The sequence below is a fragment of the Streptomyces corchorusii genome (genome assembly GCF_001514055.1).
Classification (GTDB): Bacteria; Actinomycetota; Actinomycetes; order Streptomycetales; family Streptomycetaceae; genus Streptomyces; species Streptomyces olivaceoviridis.
The window spans coordinates 283,917-304,221 of the sequence record NZ_KQ948352.1; the positions used below are offsets into that span (position 1 = coordinate 283,917).

The following is a 20,305-nucleotide window of genomic DNA, read 5'->3' on the forward strand; positions in this document are numbered from 1 at the left end:
GTCCGGGTCAGAGTTCGGGCGCGGGCGGTCCGGCCGCCTCCGTGCGGAAGTCCAGCCGCCCGTCCCGCGCGTCCACCGTCACCCGGCTGCCCTCGGAGATCGTGCCGTTCAGCAGCAGCCGGGACAGCTGGTTGTCCACCTCCCGCTGGATGGTGCGGCGCAGCGGCCGGGCGCCGTACTCCGGCTCGTAGCCGCGCTCGGCGAGCCAGTCGACGGCCGCGCTCGTGAACTCCACCGAGACGCCCTGCCCGTCCAGCAGCCGCCGGGTGCTCTCCAGCAGCAGATCGGTGATCTGCCGCAACTGCTCCATCGTCAGCTGCCGGAACACCACGATCTCGTCGATCCGGTTCAGGAACTCCGGCCGGAAGTGCTCGCGCAGCGGCCGCAGGATCTGCTCGCGCCGCGCCTCCTCGTCGGCCTCCGCGCCACCCGGCCCGAACCCGATCCCGGCACCGCGCCGGGTGATCGCCTCCGAGCCCAGGTTGCTGGTCATCACGATGACCGTGTTGGTGAAGTCCACGGTCCGGCCCTGCGAGTCGGTGAGCCGGCCGTCGTCGAGCACCTGGAGCAGGATGTTGAAGACGTCCGGGTGCGCCTTCTCCACCTCGTCCAGCAGCAGCAGCGAGTACGGGTGCCGGCGCACCACCTCGGTGAGCTGGCCGGCCTCCTCGTGGCCGACGTACCCGGGCGGGGCGCCCACCAGCCGGGAGACGGTGTGCCGCTCCTGGTACTCGCTCATGTCCAGCCGGACCATCCGGTCCTCGCTGCCGAACAGCGCCTCCGCCAGCGCCCGCGCCAGTTCGGTCTTGCCGACGCCGGTCGGGCCGAGGAAGAGGAAGCTGCCGATGGGCCGGTTCGGGCTCGACAGCCCTGCGCGGGAGCGCAGCACCGCCTCGGACACCACGGCGACCGCCTCCTCCTGGCCCACCACCCGCTGGTGCAGGTGCTGCTCCAGGCCGAGCAGCCGCTCCTTCTCCTCCTGGGTCAGCCGGCTGACCGGGATGCCGGTCTGCCGGGACACCACCTCGGCGATGGCCTCCGCCGTCACCTCCAGGTCCTGGCCCTCGTCCGCCTTGTCCCCGCCGGTCACCTGGGCGATCCGCTGCTTGAGCTCACCGATCCGGTCGCGCAGCTGCTTGGCCTGCTCGTAGTCCTCGTCCGCGACCGCCTGGTCCTTGTCCCGGACCAGTTGCTCGACCTCGCGCTCCATCGCGCGCACGTCCGTGCCCTTCGTCCGGGCACCGAGCCGGACCCGCGCGCCCGCCTGGTCGATCAGGTCGATCGCCTTGTCCGGCAGCCGCCGGTCGGTGAGGTACCGGTCCGACAGCTCCACGGCGGCGACCAGCGCCTCGTCGGAGTAGCGGACCTGGTGGTGGGCCTCGTACCGGTCGCGCAGCCCGCGCAGGATCTCGATCGTGTCCTCGGCCGTCGGCTCGGGCACCAGGACGGGCTGGAAGCGGCGGGCCAGCGCCGCGTCCTTCTCGATCCGGCGGAACTCCTCCAGCGTGGTCGCGCCCACGATGTGCAGCTCGCCGCGGGCCAGCGCCGGCTTGAGGATGTTCCCGGCGTCCAGCGTGCCGCCCTCGCCGCCGGAGCCCGCGCCCACGACGGTGTGCAGCTCGTCGATGAACACGATCAGCCGGTCGGAGTGGGCGCGGATCTCCTCCACGATGTTGTTGAGGCGCTCCTCGAAGTCGCCCCGGTAGCGGGTGCCGGCCACCACCCCGGTGAGGTCCAGGGCGACCACCCGGCGCCCCGCCAGGACGTCCGGGACCTCCCCGTCCGCGATCCGCTGGGCCAGGCCCTCCACGATGGCCGTCTTGCCGACGCCCGCGTCACCGATCAGCACCGGGTTGTTCTTGCCGCGCCGCGACAGCACCTCGATGGTCTGCTCGATCTCCGTCTCCCGGCCGATCACCGGGTCGATCCGGCCCTGCCGGGCCATGTCGGTCAGATCACGGCCGTACTTGTCCAGGGTCGGCGTGCCGGTGGGCCGCTGGCGCTGCCGCTCCGGGCGGGGCGGCGCGCTCTCCGGGGCCTCGGGCGGCAGGCCGCCCGCCGAGAACCGGGCCGCGTGCAGGATGTGCCCGGCCGCCGAGTCCGGGTTCGCGGCCAGCGCGCTCAGCACGTGCTCCGGGCCGATGTACCCGGCGCCGCTCGCCCGCGCCATGTCGTGCGCGTCCAGCAGGGCGCGCTTGACCGCCGGGGTCAGCGACAGCGAGGTCGGCGGCGGTGCCTCGCCGGGCGGGTGCTGGACGGGGCCCGCCCGGTCGTCGATCTCCGTCGCGAGCGAGTCCGGGTCCGCGCCCGCCCGGCTCAGCAGGCTCCGGGTGGGCTCCGTCGACACCGCCGCGCGCAGCAGGTGCTGGGTGTCCAGGTCCCGGCTGCCGTGCTCGGCCGCGTACTGGGCGGCTCCTCTGACCAGCTCCCGGGCCGGCTGGCTGAGCAGGCGGCCGATGTCGATGTGGCGGGGCCCGGGGGCTCCGCCCGTGCCGCCGAAGAAGCGGGCCAGGAATTCACCGAAGGGGTCAGGAGGGTAGCCGTTGGTCATCGCGTGGGTTCCTTCGCTGACGACATGCGGAGCGGCCGGGTAACCCGGGGGCGGGTTGCTCATGCCCACGATGACACGATCCGTGGGGGTGGGCATGTCCGCCCAGGGGGGTGAGGGCGCCGGTCCTGCCCGGCGCTGGCGCGGGCGTCGCGGTGACCCGCGCCCCGCACGGGACTTCCCGTGCGGTCAGGACCCGGGGCCGTTCTCCGTGACCGCCAGCGTGCGCTCGACGCGGGCCGCGCGGGAGCCGTCGTTCGTGCGGGGCGTCCAGCCGTCGGCCGCCGCGTGGCAGGCGTCCTCGCCGCTCCCGGTCACCATCGGCTCGACGGCTGGCGGCTCGACGGCTAGGACCCTGCCGGGGCCCAGCGGGAGGCCGTGGCCGGGGCGGCCCTCGTGCGGGGCCTCGGGGTCCTCGTGCGTACGGCGGCCCACGCCGTGACCGCCGAAGCCGTCCGGGATGCCGTGACCGGCCGTACGGCAGACCCGGCCGACGGCGTGCGCGAGGGCGCCGACGTGGTTCCCGGCCGCCGCCTCGATGCCCGCCGTCGGCGCCCGCACGGCGGTCTCGGTCAGCGGGGGTCCGCGGGGCACGGGCGGCCCACGTGGGGATGGGGGGCGGTAGCCGAGGAACGATGAGGTCGCGCCCGCCGCGCGCAGCACCTCCCGGGCCACCTCGTCCGGCTCCAGCGGGGAGACGCCGTCTTCAGCACCACGCCAATTACTATACCGGTATTTGAATGGGGGGTCGGTGCGGGGTGGTATTAGAATGGGCGCATGGTGCGCACCCCCCTCACCCCCGAAGAGCGTGAACGCGGCGAGCGGCTCGGGCAGTTGCTGCGGGCGGCGCGCGGTGACCGGAGCATGGTCGACGTCGCCGCCGAGGCGGGCGTCTCGGCCGAGACGCTGCGCAAGATCGAGACGGGGCGGGCGCCGACGCCGGCGTTCTTCACCGTGGCCGCGCTGGCGCGCGTCCTCGGCCTGTCGATGGACGACCTGGTCGCCCGGTGTGCCCTGGTGCCTGCCTGAGTCTGAGGAGCCCGTGCGGCGGGGTCGGACGCGCAGCGGTCGGGATCCCGCGATGAGCGGTTCGCGTGCTGCCGGAAAACTCTCCGTAGCAAGCCCGTAACACCACTGGTGTTGCCTACCGGGACGAGAGTGGCGGCGGTCGGGCGGGAGCTGGACGATGGCTGTGGATCAACTCCCGGGTCAGGTGGGGGAGTTCGCGAGCTACCTGGACGCTCTGCTGGCGCGCCTCGATCCGCGCGGCGGCTGGAACGGGGTCTTCTGGCAGCGGGACCCCGAGGGCATGCGCGCCTGCCTGGACGGGCGTGAGGTGGCGCCGTGGGACGTGGTGGAGGCGCTGCTGGAGGATCTCGGCGCGCTGTACGGCCCCGCCGCCGAGGGGGCCGAGCGGGAACGCGCCCGCGCGCTGCACGCCGCCGCGGTCGCCGCGTACGACGCCCGGCCCGGCGCCCGGGACGCCCTGGCCGACCGGCTCGACGTCATGCTCCGCGAGCAGCGGTACGCGGCGGAATGCCACGCCGCACTGAGCCGCCGGCTGTCCACGCCGCTCCCCGGCGACCAGGCCGACGCCCTCCGGGTCGACCTCGCCTGGGCCCACGACGACCACACCCGCGCCGCGTCCCGCTGCGCGGAACTCCGCGCCCGCCTGGAGGCGCTGGACCGGCGCACGGGTTCCGCGGGAGACCGGCCCGGAGCCGCCCCCGGTGTCGCGCCCGCGCCTGACGTCGCCGTCCGTCCTTCCCGTGCCGTCCCGCCCGCGGCTCCCCGCCCCTGGGCCGCGGTGGCCCCCGAGGAGGCCCGCCACGGCGCCGTCCCGCTCGCCTCGTCCCCCGGGACGACCGCTCCCGACCTGCCCGCTTCACCGGCCACCGGTGCCGGAGACCCCTCCTCGCCCGGCGCCACCCCCGCCCCCCGAGCCCGCAGGCGTCGCCGTGGCAGCGCCCGGTTCGCCGGGGTCGTCGAGGGTGCGGAGGCCGCGCCCGTCGTCGTATCGCCGGCCTCCGGGGGTGCCGGCGCGGACGGTGGGCCGCGGTCGCCGCGGGGGGCCCGGTTCGCCGGGGCCGGGGAGGCGGTGGAGCCGTCGGTGCCGGACGGCGCGGCCGTGGACGAGGGGGCCCGCGAGGCCGTCGACGGGGTCGTCGGGCGGCTGGCGCGGTTGCGGGGCGAGGGGCGGGGCGGCGAGGCGCACATGGTGCTGGTCGAGGCCGCGGGGTGGCCCGTGGGCCGGCTGCCGCTGCTCGCGGACGCCCTGCACCGGGCCGGGCTCGGCGCCGACTGGGCCACGCTGCTGTGGGAGGCCGCCGCGCTGCCCGCCGAGCGGCTGGTCGCCGCCGCCGACGCGCTCACCGCGGCCGGCCAGGACGGCGACGGCCGGCGACTGCTGCGGCAGGGCGCGGCCCGGCCGGCGGAGCAGATCGGCGCGGCCGTGCTGCGGATGGAGGACGAGGGCAGGCAGCGGGAGGCGCGGGCCCTGCTGGACGCCCACGTGCGCGTCCGTGCCCCCGAGGAGGCCGCCCGGTGTGCCGCCGCCGACCCCGGGCGCCTGGTCCCGCTGCTGCTGGAGGCCGCGCTCGGCGTCTCCGGCGAGCGGCACCGGGACCTCGCGCACGCCCTGCGTGTCGCCGGGTACACCGCGTGACAGGCCGGGGTGGGTAGTGTCCTGGTGTGTCACGGTCCGCGCCCCCGGGCCGGCCCGGCGGCTCACCCACCGGGGTGTGAATCGAGATCGACTCAGCGGGTTGGCGGCGATGGTCTTGGCAAGGGCCGCGCGGAGGCTTACTTTCGTCAATCTACCGCCTGCTCTACGGGCGTAGAGGCTCTGACGTCGTGTCGAAGGAGCAGCTCATGACCAACGTCGTCCGCGCCGCTCTGGTCCAGGCCACCTGGACCGGCGACACCGAGTCCATGGTCGCGAAACACGAGGAGCACGCCCGCGAGGCGGCCCGCCGGGGCGCGCGGATCATCGGGTTCCAGGAGGTCTTCAACGCCCCCTACTTCTGCCAGGTCCAGGAGCCGGAGCACTACCGCTGGGCCGAGCCCGTGCCGGACGGCCCGACCGTGCGCCGGATGCGGGAGCTGGCGCGCGAGACCGGCATGGTGATCGTCGTCCCGGTCTTCGAGGTCGAGGGGTCCGGCTTCTACTACAACACCGCCGCCGTGATCGACGCGGACGGCTCCTACCTCGGCAAGTACCGCAAGCACCACATCCCGCAGGTCAAGGGCTTCTGGGAGAAGTACTACTTCAAGCCCGGCAACCTCGGCTGGCCCGTCTTCGACACCGCCGTCGGCAAGGTCGGCGTCTACATCTGCTACGACCGCCACTTCCCGGAAGGCTGGCGGCAACTGGGGCTCAACGGCGCCCAGTTGGTGTACAACCCGTCCGCCACCCACCGGGGCCTGTCCGCCTACCTGTGGCAGCTGGAGCAGCCCGCCGCGGCCGTCGCCAACGAGTACTACATCGCCGCCATCAACCGGGTCGGGCAGGAGGAGTACGGCGACAACGACTTCTACGGGACGTCGTACTTCGTCGACCCGCGCGGACAGTTCGTGGGTGAGGTCGCCAGCGACAAGAGCGAGGAACTCCTCGTACGCGACCTGGACTTCGACCTCATCGAGGAAGTGCGGCGGCAGTGGGCCTTCTACCGCGACCGCCGTCCCGACGCCTACGAAGGGCTGGTGCAGCCGTGAACGACCTCTACTCCCGCCACCGCAGGGTCCTGCCCGACTGGCTCGCCCTCTACTACGACGACCCGATCGAGCTCAGCCACGGCGAGGGACGCCACGTCTGGGACACCGCCGGCCGGCGGTACCTGGACTTCTTCGGCGGCATCCTGACCACGCTGACCGCGCACGCCCTGCCCGAGGTGACCAAGGCGGTCAGCGAGCAGGCCGGCCGGATCATCCACTCCTCCACCCTCTACCTCAACCGGCCGATGGTCGAACTCGCCGAGCGGATCGCCCAGGTGAGCGGCATCCCCGACGCCCGCGTGTTCTTCACGACCTCCGGCACCGAGGCCAACGACACCGCCCTGCTGCTCGCCACCACCTACCGGCGCAGCAACACCGTCCTCGCCATGCGGAACAGCTACCACGGCCGCTCCTTCAGCGCCATCGGCGTCACCGGCAACCGCGGCTGGTCCCCGACCTCCCTCTCCCCGCTCCAGACCCTGTACGTCCACGGCGGCGTACGCACCCGGGGACCGTTCGCCCACCTCGACGACCGCGCGTTCATCGACGCCTGTGTCGCCGACCTGAAGGACGTCCTCGGCCACACCCGGCCGCCGGCCGCGCTGATCGCCGAACCCGTCCAGGGCGTCGGCGGGTTCACCTCCCCGCCGGACAGCCTCTACGCCTCCTTCCGGGAGGTGCTGAAGGAACACGGCGTCCTGTGGATCGCCGACGAGGTGCAGACCGGCTGGGGCCGCACCGGCGACCACTTCTGGGGCTGGCAGGCGCACGCCCGCAGCGGCCCGCCGGACATCGTCACCTTCGCCAAGGGCATCGGCAACGGCATGTCCATCGGCGGGGTCATCGCCCGCTCCGAGATCATGAACTGCCTGGACGCCAACAGCATCTCCACCTTCGGCGGCACCCAGATCACCATGGCCGCCGGCCTCGCCAACCTCACCTACCTCCTCGAACACGACCTCCAGGGCAACGCCCGGCGCGTCGGCGGCCTGCTCATCGAGCGGTTGCGGGCGGTCGGCGCGCAGCTGCCCGGGGTGCGGGAAGTGCGCGGACGCGGGCTGATGATCGGCGTCGAGCTGGTCAGACCGGGCACGGACGAGGCCGACCCGCAGGCCGTCGCGGCGGTGCTGGAGGCGGCCCGGGAGGGCGGGCTGCTCCTCGGCAAGGGCGGCGGGCACGACACCAGCGCCCTGCGGATCAGCCCGCCGCTGTCGCTGACGGTCGCCGAGGCCGAGGAGGGCGCGGCGATCCTGGAACAGGCGCTGAGGAGCACGTACTAGAGAACAGGTGTACGGCCATGAGCATCACCTCGGAGTCACGGCACGTGCTGGAACCCGCCCTCTCCGTGCGCCAGGTGCTGACCCTGGAGCGCGTGCTCGCCGGGGAGCCCGAGGTGGTGGCCGGCGCCGCACAGCTCGACCGGCCGGTGCGCTGGGTGCACGTCGCCGAGGCCGCCGACGTCGGCGTCATGCTCAGCGGCGGGGAGATGGTCCTCACCACCGGTGTGCTGCTCGCCGGGGACGAGGCCCGGCAGGCCGAGTACGTCCAGTCCCTGCACCGAGCGGAGGCGGCGGCCGTCGTCCTCGGTCTCGGCCGGGCCTTCCCCGCGCCGCCCGAGGTGATGCGCCGCGCCGCCGAGCGGTGCGGGCTGCCCATGGTCGTACTGCACCGGCCGTTCCCCTTCGCCGAGCTCACGGAGGAGGTGCAGTCCCGGCTCGTGCGGCGCAAGTTCGCCGCGATCAGCCTGTCGGAGAGCGTACGCACCGCCCTCACCGGGCTGATCACGGCCGGGGCGCCGCTGCAACGGCTGCTCGACGAGGTCGCCCGGCACAGCGGCTGCCCGGTCGTCGTCACCAACCTCGCCCACCGCGTCCTCGGCACGGCGGGGGAGCGGTCCGCGGTGGACGACGTGCTGCGCGACTGGGAGCGGATCGCCCGGCAGGCCGGCGGCAGCGCCGGCGACGGCTGGGTCCGCGCCGAGCTGGGCGGGCGCGGGGAGCGGTGGGGCCGGCTGCTGCTCTGCGGCTACCGGGGCGACGCGGCCACCGGACGGCTGCTCGCGGACCGGGCCGCCGAGGCCCTGGTGCTGCACCGGATGCTCGGCGGCGCCCGCGCGCACAGCTGGGAGGAGCAGTCCGCGCAGAGCCTGCTGACCGACCTCGTCTCCGGGGCCGTACCGGCCCGGCAGCTGCTGCCGCGGGCCCGGGCCGCCGGGCTGCCGGTCAACCGCCGCACCTTCGTGCCGCTCGTCGTCCAGGGCCGCACACCCGGCCAACTCGACCGGGTGCTGCGTCTGCTGGGGCTGCCCGGCCTCGTCGCCGAGCTCGCCGCCGGCGCCGCCACCGTGCTGCTCAGCCTCGCCCGCGACCAGGACGCCGAGGCGCTCACCACCCACTTCGCGACCCGGCTGCGCGCCGCGTCCCCGGCCGTGGTCGCCGCCGCCGGCCCCCGCACCGCGTGGGACGACGTGCCCGCCGGGCTGCGCGAGGCCCGGCACGTCGCCGACGCCGTCGCCGGCTCCTCGGCCGCCCTCGACCTGCCGGCCGTCGTCCGCCTCAAGGACGTCCACCTGCGCGGACTGATCCGCCTGCTGCGCGACGACCCGCAGGTGCAGTCCTTCGCCGAGCGCGAGCTGGACGGGCTGCTGTGCGACGCCGAACCGGAACTGCTGAACGTCCTGCGGACCTATCTGGCGACGGGCCGCAACAAGTCCCGCACCGCCCAGCTCCACCACGTCTCCCGGCCGGCCCTGTACCGCCGCCTGGAGGCCATACAGGCCCGCCTCGGCGTCGACCTGGACGATTTCGAACAGGCGGCCTCCGTGCACATCGCGCTCCTCGCGCACGACGCGCAACAGGGGTGAAACATGCGACGACCTGCGACAACGGCGGTGAAACATGGGACCGCGGACACGTGACACGGTGGCACGCCGGCCACCCGCGGACGTGACACGCTGCCCGTCGAACCGGCCCCTCGGGCTTCCTACGCTCACGGCACACCGAGCTACCGGAGGTCCCGATGAGCCGAGTGATCCGTGCCGCCCTCTTCCAGACCGCCTGGACCGGCGACAAGGAGTCCATGATCCAGGTGCACGAGCAGGCAGCCCGCGACGCCGCCGCCCAGGGCGCCCAAGTCCTCTGCTTCCAGGAGCTGTTCTACGGCCCGTACTTCTGCCAGGTCCAGGACAAGGCGTTCTACGAGTACGCCGAACGGATCCCCGAGGGCCCGACCGTCCGGCGCTTCCAGGCCCTCGCCCGCGAGCTGGGCATCGTCCTGGTCCTGCCCATGTACGAGGAGGAGCAGCCGGGCGTCCTGTACAACACGGCCGCCGTGATCGACGCGGACGGCTCCTACCTCGGCAAGTACCGCAAGACCCACATCCCGCAGGTCCAAGGGTTCTGGGAGAAGTTCTACTTCCGCCCCGGCAACAGCGGCTGGCCCGTCTTCGACACCGCCGCAGGCCGGATCGGCGTCTACATCTGCTACGACCGCCACTTCCCGGAGGGCTGGCGGGCGCTCGGCCTCGCCGGCGCCGAGATCGTCTTCAACCCGTCGGCCACCTCGCGCGGCCTGTCCCGCTACCTCTGGCAGCTGGAGCAGCCGGCGGCGGCCGTCGCCAACGAGTACTTCGTAGGCGCGATCAACCGGGTCGGCGTGGAGGACCTGGGCGACAACGACTTCTACGGCACCACCTACTTCGTGGGCCCGGAGGCACAGTTCGTCGGCGAGGTCGCGAGCGACAAGGAGACCGAACTCGTCGTCCGCGACCTGGACCTGGCCGAACTCCGCGAGGTCCGCGACCGCTGGCAGTTCTACCGGGACCGCGCGCCGGGGGCCTACGGACCGCTGACCGCGCCCTGACGGCACCGTCGACAGAGGGAGCAGCATGAGCAGCCGTACCGTCATCCGCGGTGGTCTCGTCATCACCGCGTCCGACGAGATCCACGCCGACGTCCTCATCGAGGACTCCCGCATCACCGCCCTCACCACGCCCGGCGCGCAGAACTGGAGCGCGGACCGCACCATCGACGCCACCGGGAAGTACGTCATCCCGGGCGGCGTCGACGCCCACACCCACATGGAGCTGCCGTTCGGCGGCACCTTCGCCTCCGACACCTTCGAGACCGGCACCCGGGCCGCCGCCTGGGGCGGTACGACGACCATCGTGGACTTCGCGGTGCAGAGCGTCGGCCACACCCTGCGCGAGGGCCTGGACACCTGGCACGCCAAGGCCGAGGGCAACTGCGCGATCGACTACGCCTTCCACATGATCGTCTCCGATGTGAACCAGGAGACGCTCAAGGAGATGGACCTGCTCATCGAGGAAGGGGTCACCAGCTTCAAGCAGTTCATGGCCTACCCCGGGGTCTTCTACTCCGACGACGGGCAGATCCTGCGCGCCATGCAGCGCTCCGCCGAGAACGGCGGACTGATCATGATGCACGCCGAGAACGGCATCGCCATCGACGTGCTGGTCGAGCAGGCCCTCGCCCGGGGCGAGACCGACCCGCGCTACCACGGCGAGGTGCGCAAGGCCCTGCTGGAGGCGGAGGCCACCCACCGGGCCATCAAGCTCGCCCAGGTGGCCGGCGCGCCCCTGTACGTCGTGCACGTCTCCGCCATGGAGGCCGTGGCCGAGCTGGCGCGCGCACGCGACGAGGGGCTGAACGTCTTCGGCGAGACCTGCCCGCAGTACCTGTTCCTGTCGACGGACAACCTGGCCGAGCCCGGCTTCGAGGGCGCCAAGTACGTGTGCAGCACGCCCCTCAGGCCGAAGGAGCACCAGGCCCGGCTGTGGCGGGGCCTGCGGACCAACGACCTCCAGGTCGTCTCCACCGACCACTGCCCCTTCTGCTTCACCGGCCAGAAGGAACTGGGCCGCGGCGACTTCTCCAAGATCCCCAACGGGCTGCCGGGCGTGGAGAACCGGATGGACCTGCTCCACCAGGCGGTCGTCGACGGGCACATCTCCCGCCGCCGCTGGATCGAGATCGCCTGCGCCGCCCCGGCCCGGATGTTCGGGCTGTACCCGAAGAAGGGCACCATCACCCCGGGCGCCGACGCGGACGTCGTCATCTACGACCCGCACGCCGAACAGGTGATGTCCGCCGAGACCCACCACATGAACGTCGACTACTCGGCGTACGAGGGCAAGCGCGTCACCGGCCGCGTCGAGACGGTCCTGTCGCGCGGCGAACTCGTCATCGACCAGCGGGAGTACACCGGACGCGCCGGGCACGGCGTCTTCACCCCGCGCTCCACCTGTCAGTACCTCACCTAGGAGTGGCGCCCCATGGACTTCGGACTCGTCCTGCAGACCGACCCGCCCGCCTCCCGGGTCGTCAGCCTGATGAAACGGGCCGAGCGCAACGGTTTCCGCTACGGCTGGACCTTCGACTCCGCCGTGCTCTGGCAGGAACCGTTCGTGATCTACAGCCAGATCCTGGCGAACACGCGGAAGCTCACGGTCGGCCCGATGGTCACCAACCCGGGCACCCGCACCTGGGAGGTCACCGCCTCCACCTTCGCCACCCTCAACGACATGTTCGGCAACCGCACCGTCTGCGGCATCGGCCGCGGCGACTCCGCGATGCGCGTCGCGGGCCGCAGACCCAACACGCTCGCCCGGATCAGCGAGGCCATGAAGGTCATCCGCGCCCTCGGCCGGGGCGAGGAGGCCGACCTCGGCGGCACGAAGATCCGGTTCCCGTGGATCAAGGAGGACGCCGAACTCCCGGTCTGGATGGCCGCGTACGGACCGAAGGCGCTGAAGATGGCCGGCGAGGAGGCCGACGGATTCATCCTCCAGCTCGCCGACCTCTACCTGACCGAGTACATGGTGAAGGCCGTCAAGGACGCGGCGGTCGCCGCCGGCCGTGACCCGTCCGAGGTGACCATCTGCGTCGCCGCGCCGGCGTACGTCACCGAGGACGACTCGCCCGAGGCCCTGGCGCACGCCCGCGACCAGTGCCGCTGGTTCGGCGGCATGGTCGGCAACCACGTCGCCGACCTGGTCGCCCGGTACGGCGAGCACTCCGCGCAGGTCCCCGGGGAACTCACCGACTACATCAGGGCCCGCCAGGGCTACGACTACGCCCACCACGGACGCAGCGGCAACCCGGACACCGCGTTCGTGCCCGACGAGATCGTGGACCGGTTCTGCGTCATCGGCCCGGTCGGGAAGCACATCGAGAAACTGACCGCGCTGCGCGCCCTGGGCGTCGACCAGTTCGCGGTGTACGACATGCACGACGCGCAGGAAGCCGTCATCGAGGCCTACGGCCACCACGTCATCCCCGCCGTCAACTCCTGACCCGCCCACGTCCGCGAGTCCCCCCACGCCCCCCTTGGTCTCCCCTCCCCGCCGTCCCGGGGAGGGGGCTGGTGCCCGCACGGCCATTCCCGATCCGCCTCCTTCCGATTGGCCAGCCCATGACCGACACCGCTCCCACGGCCAGACCGATACCCGGCCAGGTCACCCTCCCCGACGGGCGCGTGGAACTCGCCCCCGGCACGACCCCGCCCAGCGGCCCCTACGCCAACCAGGACCTGCTCCCGGTCCCCGTGGCCCGGCGCACGTGGACGACGTACAACTTCTCCGCCCTGTGGGTCGGCATGGCCCACAACACCGCCTCCTGGACCCTCGCCTCCGGACTGATCGCGGTGGGCATGGACTGGAAGCAGGCGGTGTTCACCATCGCCCTCGCCAACCTGATCGTGCTGGCGCCCATGCTGCTCACCGGGCACGCCGGCCCCAAGTACGGCATCCCCTTCCCGGTCTTCGCCCGCGCCTCCTTCGGTGTGCGCGGCGCCAACCTGCCCGCCGTCGTACGGGCGTTGGTGGCATGCGGCTGGTTCGGCATCCAGACCTGGATCGGCGGCGAGGCGATCTACTTCCTCGCCGGGAAGCTGATCGGCGACGGCTGGAGGAACGCGGGGCACATCGGCGGCCACGCCTGGACCATGTGGCTGTCCTTCGCGGTCTTCTGGGCGATCCAGGTGGCCATCATCCACCGCGGCATGGAGACCATCCGCCGCTTCGAGAACTGGGCCGCGCCGTTCGTCCTGGTCGGCGCGTTCGTGATGCTGTGGTGGATGAGCGGCAAGGCCGGGGGCGTCGGACCGCTCTTCGACCAGCCGTCCAGGCTGGGCTGGGGCGGCGACTTCTGGAAGCTGTTCTGGCCCTCCCTCATGGGCATGATCGGCTTCTGGTCGACGCTGTCGCTGAACATCCCCGACTTCACCCGCTACGGCAGGAGCCAGCGCGCGCAGACCTGGGGCCAGGCCCTCGGCCTGCCGACCACGATGACCCTGTTCGCGTTCCTGTCCGTGCTGGTCACCTCCGGCTCGCAGGCCGTGTACGGCGAACCGGTCTGGGACCCGGTGCAGTTGGCGGCGAAGACGGACAACCCGGCCGGTCTGCTGTACGCGCTCGTGACCGTCCTGGTGGCGACGCTGTCCGTGAACATCGCCGCCAACCTGGTCTCCCCGGCCTTCGACTTCTCCAACGTCGCGCCCAGGAAGGTGAGTTTCCGCACCGGCGCCCTGATCACCGCCGTCCTCGCCGTGCTGATCTTCCCGTGGAAGCTGTACTCCGACCCGCAGGGCTACATCTTCACCTGGCTGGGTCTGGTCGGCGGCCTGCTCGGCACGGTCGCCGGCATCCTCGTCGCCGACTACTGGCTGCTGCGCCGCACCCGCCTGGACCTCGGCGACCTGTACCGGCCGGGCGGTAAGTACTGGTACACGGGCGGCTGGAACTGGCGGGCGGTCGTCGCCTTCCTGGCGGGCGGTGTCCTCTCGCTCGGCGGCGCGAGCCTCAAGCCCCTGACCGACGGCCGCCCCATCCCCGCCCTGGCGCCCCTCGCCGACTACGGCTGGGCGGTGGGCCTCGGCACCTCCCTGGTGCTGTACCTGACCCTCACCCTGGCCTCCGGGCGGCGCGCCGCCGGCTGAGCGGACCGGCCTCCTCAGGGGGGCGCGGCGCCCGGGCAGTCGTCGACCGCGGTCACGGCCTCGGCCCGGGCCAGCCGCACCGCGACCTCACCGGTGTCCGTCCGCACCAGCAGCACTCCGTCCTCGGTGCGCCCCGGCTTCCCGCACACCACGCCCGACGGGGTGCGCACCAGGACGCGGGGACCGTCCTTCCCAGGGCCGTACCAGGTCAGCGCCACCGCGGTGACGAGCAGCGCCCCGCAGCAGATCGTCAGCGCCACCCCACGGGTGAGGGCCCGCACCGTGCGACGGGTCTCCATGTGGTCGCCCAGGTGCAGCGCGGTGGCCGTGGCGGGGACGCCGGTGGGCAGCCGGACCCCGGTGGGCGCGCCGTGCGCCGCCCCCTGCGTCACCCGTGCGGCCGTCCTCGGCCGGCCACCCCAGCATGCCCACTCCGCCCCTCCCGCGCCACGGCGGATCGGGCGGAAACCGGCCGGGGGCCGGGCGTTGTCCGGCAGGATGCCGGTCAGGCGCGCCGGACCCGGCTGCCGCGGCACGGGAACGGGCACCATGGCGGCGGCTCGTCTTCCGCGCCGGCGGCCGGCATCTCGACGTGCCGCGCGGCGGGGAACTCCGGCTGGGACGCAGCGGCAGCTGGGCGCCCGAGGCGGCGGCGATCCTGGCCGACGAGGAGACGGTCTCGGCCCGGCACGCGACCGTCGTGCACACCGCGGAGGGGGCGGCCTGGGTGACCGAGGTCGCGCAGGGCGCCACCAACGGCACGCGCGTCAACGACCGTGTGCTGGTGCCGGACCGGCCCGTCCGCCTGCGCAACGGCGACCGCGTCGAACTCGGCCCCCGGGCCGGCTTCGTGGTCCGCGGCATCGAGGCCGAGCCCACGGACCCGCCGACCTGACCACCGGCGCACGGGCCCGGGCCGGTGGTGCGGGCTCAGTCCCGGCCGGCGCCCAGCGCGGCCACCGCGGACTTCGCCGCCTTGATGGCCCCCTTGTTGATCTCGTCCGTACCGGGGGCCTTCTTGTTCTCGAAGTCGCTTCCGTTGTACGTGACGACGACGAGGGCGTTGGCGGCGCGGACCAGCACCACGCCCTCACGGGTCTGCTGGCCGTCCTCCGTGGTGAGGTTCACGACGGAGTAGGCGCTGTCCCCGAGCCCGGGGACGACCCCGCCGCCGCTCTTCTCGGCGACCCGCTGCTCGTACTCCTTCTCCGCCCCCTGGTCCGACTCGCTGATCTCGAAGGACACGTCGAGCCAGCGGTAGTCGTAGCCCTGGAGCGCGTTCCAGGAGCAGGTGCGGCGCAGCGCGGTGTCCGTGGACGGGATCTCCTTGCCGGCCGTCTTCGCCCCGGGCACCAGGGACTTGACGGTGCCGGCGGGCACGGCGGAGCAGGGGGCGGGTGCGGTGGTGTACGTCTTCGCCGCCGTGCTGGACGACGGGGCGGCGGAGGATCCGGCGGGCGTCTTCTGGGCCGTCGGGTGCCCGGCGGAGGCCGGCGGCGCGGCCGGGCCGGACGACAGCGCCCAGCCGGCGCAGGCGAGCACCGCGACCGGCGTCAGGCGCGCGGTGAGAGCGAGCGGCAGAGGAAGGGAACGCACAGCGCACTTCTCGTGGGGGAGGGGGTGCGGAAGGGGTCCGCGGGGTGGACGGGGACGACAGTCTCACACGACTCCCTGTGGGGCGGAAGTGCCAACTCGCTGCGTACCCGCCCGATCACGGCCGCGCGTTCACGACGTACTGCTCTGCCCGTTATGCCCCCGGCCGACCGCGAGCAGCACGAGCCGCCGACGGCGGCCGGCCCGGCGCGGGTACGGCTGCGGCTACGGTTACGGCACTCTCGCGGTCCACTCCGGCGACGAGAACTTGGTGCGCGCCAGCTCCTCGGCCCGGGCCAGCTCCTCGTCGGTGACCTTGCCCTGCGCCAGGCCGTAGCGGGCGCGGAAGGAGGCGATCATCCGGTCGATGACGGCCTCGCGCGCCAGCCCCGTCTGCCGCCGCAGCGGGTCGACCCGCTTCTTCGCGCTCCTGGTCCCCTTGTCGGAGAGTTTCTCCCGCCCGATCCGCAGCACCTCGACCATCTTGTCCGCGTCGATGTCGTACGACATGGTCACGTGGTGCAGCACGGCACCCGGGCCGCCGCCGGGGCCGACGATCCGCTTCTGCGCCGCGCCCGCGATCTTGCCCTGGTCGGTCGCGATGTCGTTCAACGGCTGGTACCAGGCCCGGATGCCCATGTCGCCGAGGGCGCCCAGCACCCAGTCGTCCAGGTAGGCGTAGCTGTCCTGGAAGGACAGGCCCTGCACGAGGGACTCGGGCACCGACAGCGAGTAGGTGATCGTGTTGCCGGGCTCCACGAACATCGCGCCACCGCCGGAGATCCGCCGCACCACCTCGATGCCGTGCCGGGCGGCGCCCCGCGGGTCCACCTCGTTGCGCAGCGACTGGAAGCTGCCGATGATCACCGCCGGGGCGCCCCACTCCCACACCCGCAGCGTCGGCGCCCGCCGGCCCGCGGCCACCTCGGCGGTCAGCACCTCGTCCAGCGCCATGTGCAGGGCGGGCGGCTGCGGGGCCTCGTGGATCAGCTGCCAGTCGTAGTCCGTCCAGTCCGTGGCGTGCGCGAGCGCCCGGCGCACCGCGATGCCGACGCCCTCCGACGTCAGCCCGTACATCACCGTCCCCGCCGGCAGCGCCGCCTCGATCCGCGCGGCCAGCCCCGCCGCGTCCGTGTCCGCCGGGGCGCCCTCCAGCGCGCGGTTCACCGCATCCAGCGCCTCGTCCGGCTCCAGGAAGAAGTCACCCGCCACGCGCACGTGCCGCAGCACGCCGTCCTCGACGTCCACGTCCACGACGACGAGCTTGCCGCCGGGCACCTTGTACTCACCGTGCACTGCCTGGGCCTCCGTTCCTCCCGCACGAGATCAACGCGGGGGCCGGCCGTGGTGTTCCCCCGGGCGCCGGTCACGTCCGCACGATCACCTGTTCACCGCTCTTGTGGCCCAGGCCGACGCCGATGAGGACCTCGACCGGGCGGTCTCGGTGGACTCCACGACCGTGCGGGCCCGCCGCATCTCCGCGGTGCCCCGGAACCGCCCGTCCGCGATGAACCGCGGGTGCCAGGGGATGTGGACCCCTTCGAACACCGGCAGCATCCGCAGCGTCGTCACGACCTGCTTGAGCTGCTGCACCGCCCGGGTGCCGGCGGCCACTCCGCCGTACGAGACGAATCCGACCGGCTTGTGGTGCCACTCCTGGTGGAGGTAGTCGATCGCGTTCTTGAGCGTGGCCGGGTAGCCGAAGTTGTACTCCGGGGTGACGAGGACGACCGCGTCCGCCGCCTCCACGGTCGCGCTCCATTCCTTGGTGTGCCGCACTCAGGGTGGCGGCGATCTCCAGGGCCACGATGTCGAAGTCCTCCTCCGTCGCGACCATGTCGGCGTGGGCTTCCCGCATATCGCGCCCCGGATAACACTTCGGCCCGCCGGTCTCCTGAATGGACCACGCCGTCACCATGAACTTGAACCCCGCGCGAGAATTCGTCTCGTGCAGTTTCTGCACGTACGGATTGCGGTTGGCGGAAACATTGTCGTAAAGCCTGTCCGTGAGGACGTCCATCACCGCGGCGATACCCATGGTCCCGCCCAGGCGCTCGTAGAGGGAGGGGGTCTGTGCTGACTCCGTCATGAATCTTCTCCTCACGTGATCCGTCGCTGGCACCACACTTCACCCGCCTGCTCAAAATCCGCTCAAGCGCCCGGCAACGCCGGGGCGGGCCGGTACCGGGGGGTCAGGGCACGAGTACGGTCCGGCGGCCTCGCTGGTCCAGGTCCCAGACCTCCCGCACCCGGGTGAGCGGGACCCGGCTGATCTCCAGACGCAGCCCGCCGTCGGCCAGCAGGTCCAGCACCCGGCCGAGTTGCCGGGCCAGCACCTCGGCGGGGGGAGCGTTGCCCGTACCGCTGCCCACGATCTCCAGCCCGCTGCTGCGCAGCACCTCGGCGGACAGGCTGAGGACGGGCGCGGCCATCACCCCGATCTGGACCAGGCGGGTGCGGGAGAACCGCAGCTCCATGTCGGCGGAGCCGAGCGTGCTGATGAGGACCTCGGTGGGGTGCCCCCACAGGTAGTCGAGCACCACGTCGTAGTCCGCGCCGCCGGCGGCCTCGCGCAGCGCGCCGCGCAGCGCGTCGTCGGGCTGGTCGAGCCGGACGACGGCGTCCGCGCCCAGCGCGGGCAGCCCGGCCAGCACCCGCGGATTGCGCCCGGCGGCCACCACCCGGCCGGCGCCGAGGTGCCTGGCGAGCTGCACCGCGAGCTGCCCGGCCACCCCGGTGGCGCCCAGCACCAGCACGGACTCGCCCGGCCGCAGCTTCGCCCGCCATTCCAGCGCGTTCCACGCCGACACCCCGGGATTCTGCACCGCGGCGGCCAGCGCGTCGTCCACGGCGTCGGGGATGGGCGAGCACCAGGCGCGCCGGGTCACCGCCCGCTCGGCCATGGTGCCGCCCGACGACCGGAACAGGACTCGGCTGCCGTCCTCCAGGCGCCCGGCGGCCAGGGCGGCGCCGCACACCGCCGGCAGCCTGGCGGGTGCCGGGAAATGCGTGCCCGCGGCCCGCGCCCGGTCCAGGCTGGTCAGCGGGCAGGCCGTCACCCGGACGACCTCCTCGCCCTCCGCCGCACGCGGTTCCGGCACGTCCTCGCAGCGCGGCGGTTCGCCCAACGCGCGCAGCACCGCCGCCCTCATGGCCGCTTCCGCCCGTCCCGCGAGGATCTGCTGCTCGACATCGTGAATCCTTCCGGACGCCTACAGGGTGCGCTCCGGGTCACGGTGCCGCTCCGCGCTGGAAGGACGCTGTACGCGCTCACCAGCGAGACGCCGTCCGCGCGGGCGGGAACGGCGCGGTACGTGGTTCGGCCCACCATCGCCGCCAGCCGCTCGCGGTACCACTCGCCCGGTGCCGTGGCCGTGCGGAACCGTGTCTCGGTGGCGGCGTCGGAGAACGGGAAGAGCGGTTCGACCGGGGCGTCGTGGCGGGGCATGTGGAAGAACGGGATGCTGATCCGCGCCCCGGTGCGCCCCTCGGCGGGATTGCGCACCCGGTGCAGCGTCGACACCCACCGCCCGGCGGTTCAGAACGCCATCAGATCGCCGACGTTGGGGACGAAGCCGCCCTGGGTGAAGGGCACTTCGCGCCAGCCGCGCCGCTTCTGCTCGACCTCCAGGCCGCCGGCCCCGTCCTGGTAGAGGATGGTCAGCGTCCCCCAGTCCGTGTGGGCGCCCTTGCGCAACTGCCCGGGCAGCGGCGGCCCGCTCAGCGGGTGGTAGTAGTTCGCCGCGAGCGTCGACATGCCGTCGTCGATCTTGTCGTCGAAGAAGTGCCGGTCCAGCCCCAGGGCCAGGGCGAACAGGCGGATCAGGTCCGTCGCGAGCCGCTCCATCGCCGCCATGTACTCGTGCCACACCGCCCGGAACTCCGGGGGCGTCGCGGGCAAGCGGTTCACGGCTCCCCACGGCGACGCCGTGTTCCCGTCCGGGGCCCGCGACTCCACGGGGCGGTCGCCCCGGACACCGGCGATGATGACCTCGTTCAGGTCCGGTGGCGCGGTGTTCCCCAGGCTCTTCGCGGCGCTGCCGGCGTCGGCGTACAGGCCGTGCGTGCCGGGAGAGACGGCCACCTCGGCCTTCTCCCCGGCGGGCCGTTCGAAGAACGCGCGGGAGACGGCGTACATGCGGTCGACCAGATCCTGGTCCACGCCGTGGCCGACGACGGTGAAGAACCCGGACGTCTCGCAGGCGCCGCTGATCGCCTGGGCGACGAGTAGTTCCCCGGCCTTGGTCCGGGTGGCGGACAGATCGATGACCGGCACGTATCCGTCCACCGGTAAGAAGCGATCGGCTGAGCGGGACAATGCTGCTCCTTCTGCGGATGACGAGCCCGTGTCCGGCGCTCGCGGAACGGAACGACCCGGGCCGCGCCGAGGACCGCCTTCGCTTTTCCGGGCGGCGGGAGGAGAAGACCAACTCCGGATATTCCCAAGGCTGTTCGCGGCGCGTCCAGGTGGGATTTCTCCTCGCGTCGGCAAAA

18 protein-coding genes and 2 pseudogenes are annotated in these 20,305 nt (G+C 73.0%); 10 read left to right on the forward strand and 10 right to left on the reverse strand.

The annotated features are described in order from the left end of the window. Window positions 1–7 precede the first annotated feature (7 nt). Together AQJ11_RS05435 and AQJ11_RS48090 are read right to left on the reverse strand one after the other, a co-directional pair. Window positions 8–2,551, reverse strand: a complete 2,544-nt coding sequence (locus tag AQJ11_RS05435; protein ID WP_059262056.1) for an ATP-dependent Clp protease ATP-binding subunit — start codon at window positions 2,549–2,551, stop codon at window positions 8–10. A gap of 186 nt (window positions 2,552–2,737) precedes the next feature. Continuing rightward, window positions 2,738–3,265 (reverse strand): annotated as a pseudogene (locus AQJ11_RS48090) (M24 family metallopeptidase); the annotation flags it as partial. 60 nt (window positions 3,266–3,325) lie between these two features. Between AQJ11_RS48090 and AQJ11_RS05445 the strand changes: the two are divergent. The 9 genes from AQJ11_RS05445 (at window position 3,326) to AQJ11_RS05485 (ending at window position 14,218) form a co-directional block, all read left to right on the forward strand. After that, window positions 3,326–3,577, forward strand: coding sequence for a helix-turn-helix domain-containing protein (locus AQJ11_RS05445; RefSeq protein ID WP_014675948.1), 252 nt, complete (start codon window positions 3,326–3,328; stop codon window positions 3,575–3,577). A 157-nt stretch (window positions 3,578–3,734) separates the two neighbouring features. Then, window positions 3,735–5,213, forward strand: coding sequence for a hypothetical protein (locus AQJ11_RS05450; protein WP_208616444.1), 1,479 nt, complete (start codon window positions 3,735–3,737; stop codon window positions 5,211–5,213). A 206-nt stretch (window positions 5,214–5,419) separates the two neighbouring features. Continuing rightward, window positions 5,420–6,262, forward strand: coding sequence for a nitrilase-related carbon-nitrogen hydrolase (locus AQJ11_RS05455; protein WP_014675950.1), 843 nt, complete (start codon window positions 5,420–5,422; stop codon window positions 6,260–6,262). Continuing rightward, window positions 6,259–7,542 carry an aspartate aminotransferase family protein gene (locus AQJ11_RS05460; protein WP_014675951.1) on the forward strand — a complete coding sequence of 428 codons (1,284 nt, stop codon included), beginning with the start codon at window positions 6,259–6,261 and terminating at the stop codon, window positions 7,540–7,542. Before AQJ11_RS05455 ends, AQJ11_RS05460 begins: the two co-directional genes overlap by 4 nt. A gap of 17 nt (window positions 7,543–7,559) precedes the next feature. Then, window positions 7,560–9,125: a PucR family transcriptional regulator gene (locus tag AQJ11_RS05465; RefSeq protein ID WP_014675952.1), complete on the forward strand. Its 1,566-nt coding sequence runs from the start codon at window positions 7,560–7,562 to the stop codon at window positions 9,123–9,125. 155 nt (window positions 9,126–9,280) lie between these two features. After that, the gene (locus tag AQJ11_RS05470; RefSeq protein ID WP_059262058.1) at window positions 9,281–10,123 is read left to right on the forward strand and encodes a nitrilase-related carbon-nitrogen hydrolase; all 843 of its coding nucleotides are present in this window, start codon (window positions 9,281–9,283) and stop codon (window positions 10,121–10,123) included. Between the two features lie 25 nt (window positions 10,124–10,148). Further along, window positions 10,149–11,543 carry a dihydropyrimidinase gene (hydA, locus tag AQJ11_RS05475; protein WP_059262059.1) on the forward strand — a complete coding sequence of 465 codons (1,395 nt, stop codon included), beginning with the start codon at window positions 10,149–10,151 and terminating at the stop codon, window positions 11,541–11,543. 12 nt (window positions 11,544–11,555) lie between these two features. Further along, complete coding sequence (locus AQJ11_RS05480; protein ID WP_059262060.1) at window positions 11,556–12,575, forward strand: TIGR03842 family LLM class F420-dependent oxidoreductase; 1,020 nt, start codon at window positions 11,556–11,558, stop codon at window positions 12,573–12,575. A gap of 119 nt (window positions 12,576–12,694) precedes the next feature. After that, on the forward strand, window positions 12,695–14,218 hold the full coding sequence (locus AQJ11_RS05485; RefSeq protein WP_059262061.1) for an NCS1 family nucleobase:cation symporter-1: 1,524 nt from the start codon (window positions 12,695–12,697) through the stop codon (window positions 14,216–14,218). 14 nt (window positions 14,219–14,232) lie between these two features. On the opposite strand, the gene AQJ11_RS05490 is transcribed toward AQJ11_RS05485, so the two are convergent. Then, on the reverse strand, window positions 14,233–14,610 hold the full coding sequence (locus AQJ11_RS05490) for a hypothetical protein (RefSeq protein WP_244218125.1): 378 nt from the start codon (window positions 14,608–14,610) through the stop codon (window positions 14,233–14,235). Between the two features lie 200 nt (window positions 14,611–14,810). On the opposite strand from AQJ11_RS05490, the gene AQJ11_RS05495 reads away from it, so the two are divergent. After that, complete coding sequence (locus tag AQJ11_RS05495; protein WP_059262062.1) at window positions 14,811–15,113, forward strand: FHA domain-containing protein; 303 nt, start codon at window positions 14,811–14,813, stop codon at window positions 15,111–15,113. A gap of 35 nt (window positions 15,114–15,148) precedes the next feature. On the opposite strand, the gene AQJ11_RS05500 is transcribed toward AQJ11_RS05495, so the two are convergent. The 7 genes and pseudogenes from AQJ11_RS05500 to AQJ11_RS50785 all read right to left on the reverse strand — a co-directional run bounded on the left by AQJ11_RS05500 (window position 15,149) and on the right by AQJ11_RS50785 (window position 20,099). After that, window positions 15,149–15,814, reverse strand: a complete 666-nt coding sequence (locus AQJ11_RS05500; protein ID WP_059262063.1) for a hypothetical protein — start codon at window positions 15,812–15,814, stop codon at window positions 15,149–15,151. Between the two features lie 228 nt (window positions 15,815–16,042). After that, window positions 16,043–17,107 (reverse strand): lipoate-protein ligase LplAB, encoded by a 1,065-nt coding sequence (lplAB, locus tag AQJ11_RS05505; RefSeq protein WP_014675961.1) that lies wholly within the window; start codon window positions 17,105–17,107, stop codon window positions 16,043–16,045. A gap of 84 nt (window positions 17,108–17,191) precedes the next feature. Further along, entirely contained in the window at window positions 17,192–17,590 is a 399-nt protein-coding gene (locus AQJ11_RS05510; protein ID WP_079082229.1) for an NADPH-dependent FMN reductase, read from the reverse strand. A 52-nt stretch (window positions 17,591–17,642) separates the two neighbouring features. Further along, window positions 17,643–17,900 (reverse strand): annotated as a pseudogene (locus tag AQJ11_RS52605) (globin domain-containing protein); the annotation flags it as partial. A gap of 103 nt (window positions 17,901–18,003) precedes the next feature. Then, window positions 18,004–18,963, reverse strand: a complete 960-nt coding sequence (locus AQJ11_RS05515) for a quinone oxidoreductase family protein (RefSeq protein WP_059262064.1) — start codon at window positions 18,961–18,963, stop codon at window positions 18,004–18,006. Next, window positions 18,960–19,316, reverse strand: a complete 357-nt coding sequence (locus AQJ11_RS50780; RefSeq protein WP_244218126.1) for a hypothetical protein — start codon at window positions 19,314–19,316, stop codon at window positions 18,960–18,962. The genes AQJ11_RS05515 and AQJ11_RS50780 overlap by 4 nt, the downstream gene beginning before the upstream one ends. Before the next feature lie 33 nt (window positions 19,317–19,349). Further along, entirely contained in the window at window positions 19,350–20,099 is a 750-nt protein-coding gene (locus AQJ11_RS50785; protein WP_244218127.1) for an isopenicillin N synthase family dioxygenase, read from the reverse strand. Window positions 20,100–20,305 lie beyond the last annotated feature (206 nt).

Excerpts from the sequence above, each read along its gene's own strand:
- AQJ11_RS05485 (WP_059262061.1), top strand. The coding sequence starts at position 12,695 with ATGACCGACACCGCTCCCACGGCCAGACCGATACCCGGCCAGGTCACC.
- AQJ11_RS05465 (WP_014675952.1), top strand. The coding sequence starts at position 7,560 with ATGAGCATCACCTCGGAGTCACGGCACGTGCTGGAACCCGCCCTCTCC.
- AQJ11_RS05480 (WP_059262060.1), top strand. The coding sequence starts at position 11,556 with ATGGACTTCGGACTCGTCCTGCAGACCGACCCGCCCGCCTCCCGGGTC.
- AQJ11_RS05445 (WP_014675948.1), top strand. The coding sequence starts at position 3,326 with ATGGTGCGCACCCCCCTCACCCCCGAAGAGCGTGAACGCGGCGAGCGG.
- AQJ11_RS05450 (WP_208616444.1), top strand. The coding sequence starts at position 3,735 with ATGGCTGTGGATCAACTCCCGGGTCAGGTGGGGGAGTTCGCGAGCTAC.
- hydA (WP_059262059.1), top strand. The coding sequence starts at position 10,149 with ATGAGCAGCCGTACCGTCATCCGCGGTGGTCTCGTCATCACCGCGTCC.
- AQJ11_RS05470 (WP_059262058.1), top strand. The coding sequence starts at position 9,281 with ATGAGCCGAGTGATCCGTGCCGCCCTCTTCCAGACCGCCTGGACCGGC.
- AQJ11_RS05435 (WP_059262056.1), bottom strand. The coding sequence starts at position 2,551 with ATGACCAACGGCTACCCTCCTGACCCCTTCGGTGAATTCCTGGCCCGC.
- AQJ11_RS05515 (WP_059262064.1), bottom strand. The coding sequence starts at position 18,963 with ATGAGGGCGGCGGTGCTGCGCGCGTTGGGCGAACCGCCGCGCTGCGAG.
- AQJ11_RS05455 (WP_014675950.1), top strand. The coding sequence starts at position 5,420 with ATGACCAACGTCGTCCGCGCCGCTCTGGTCCAGGCCACCTGGACCGGC.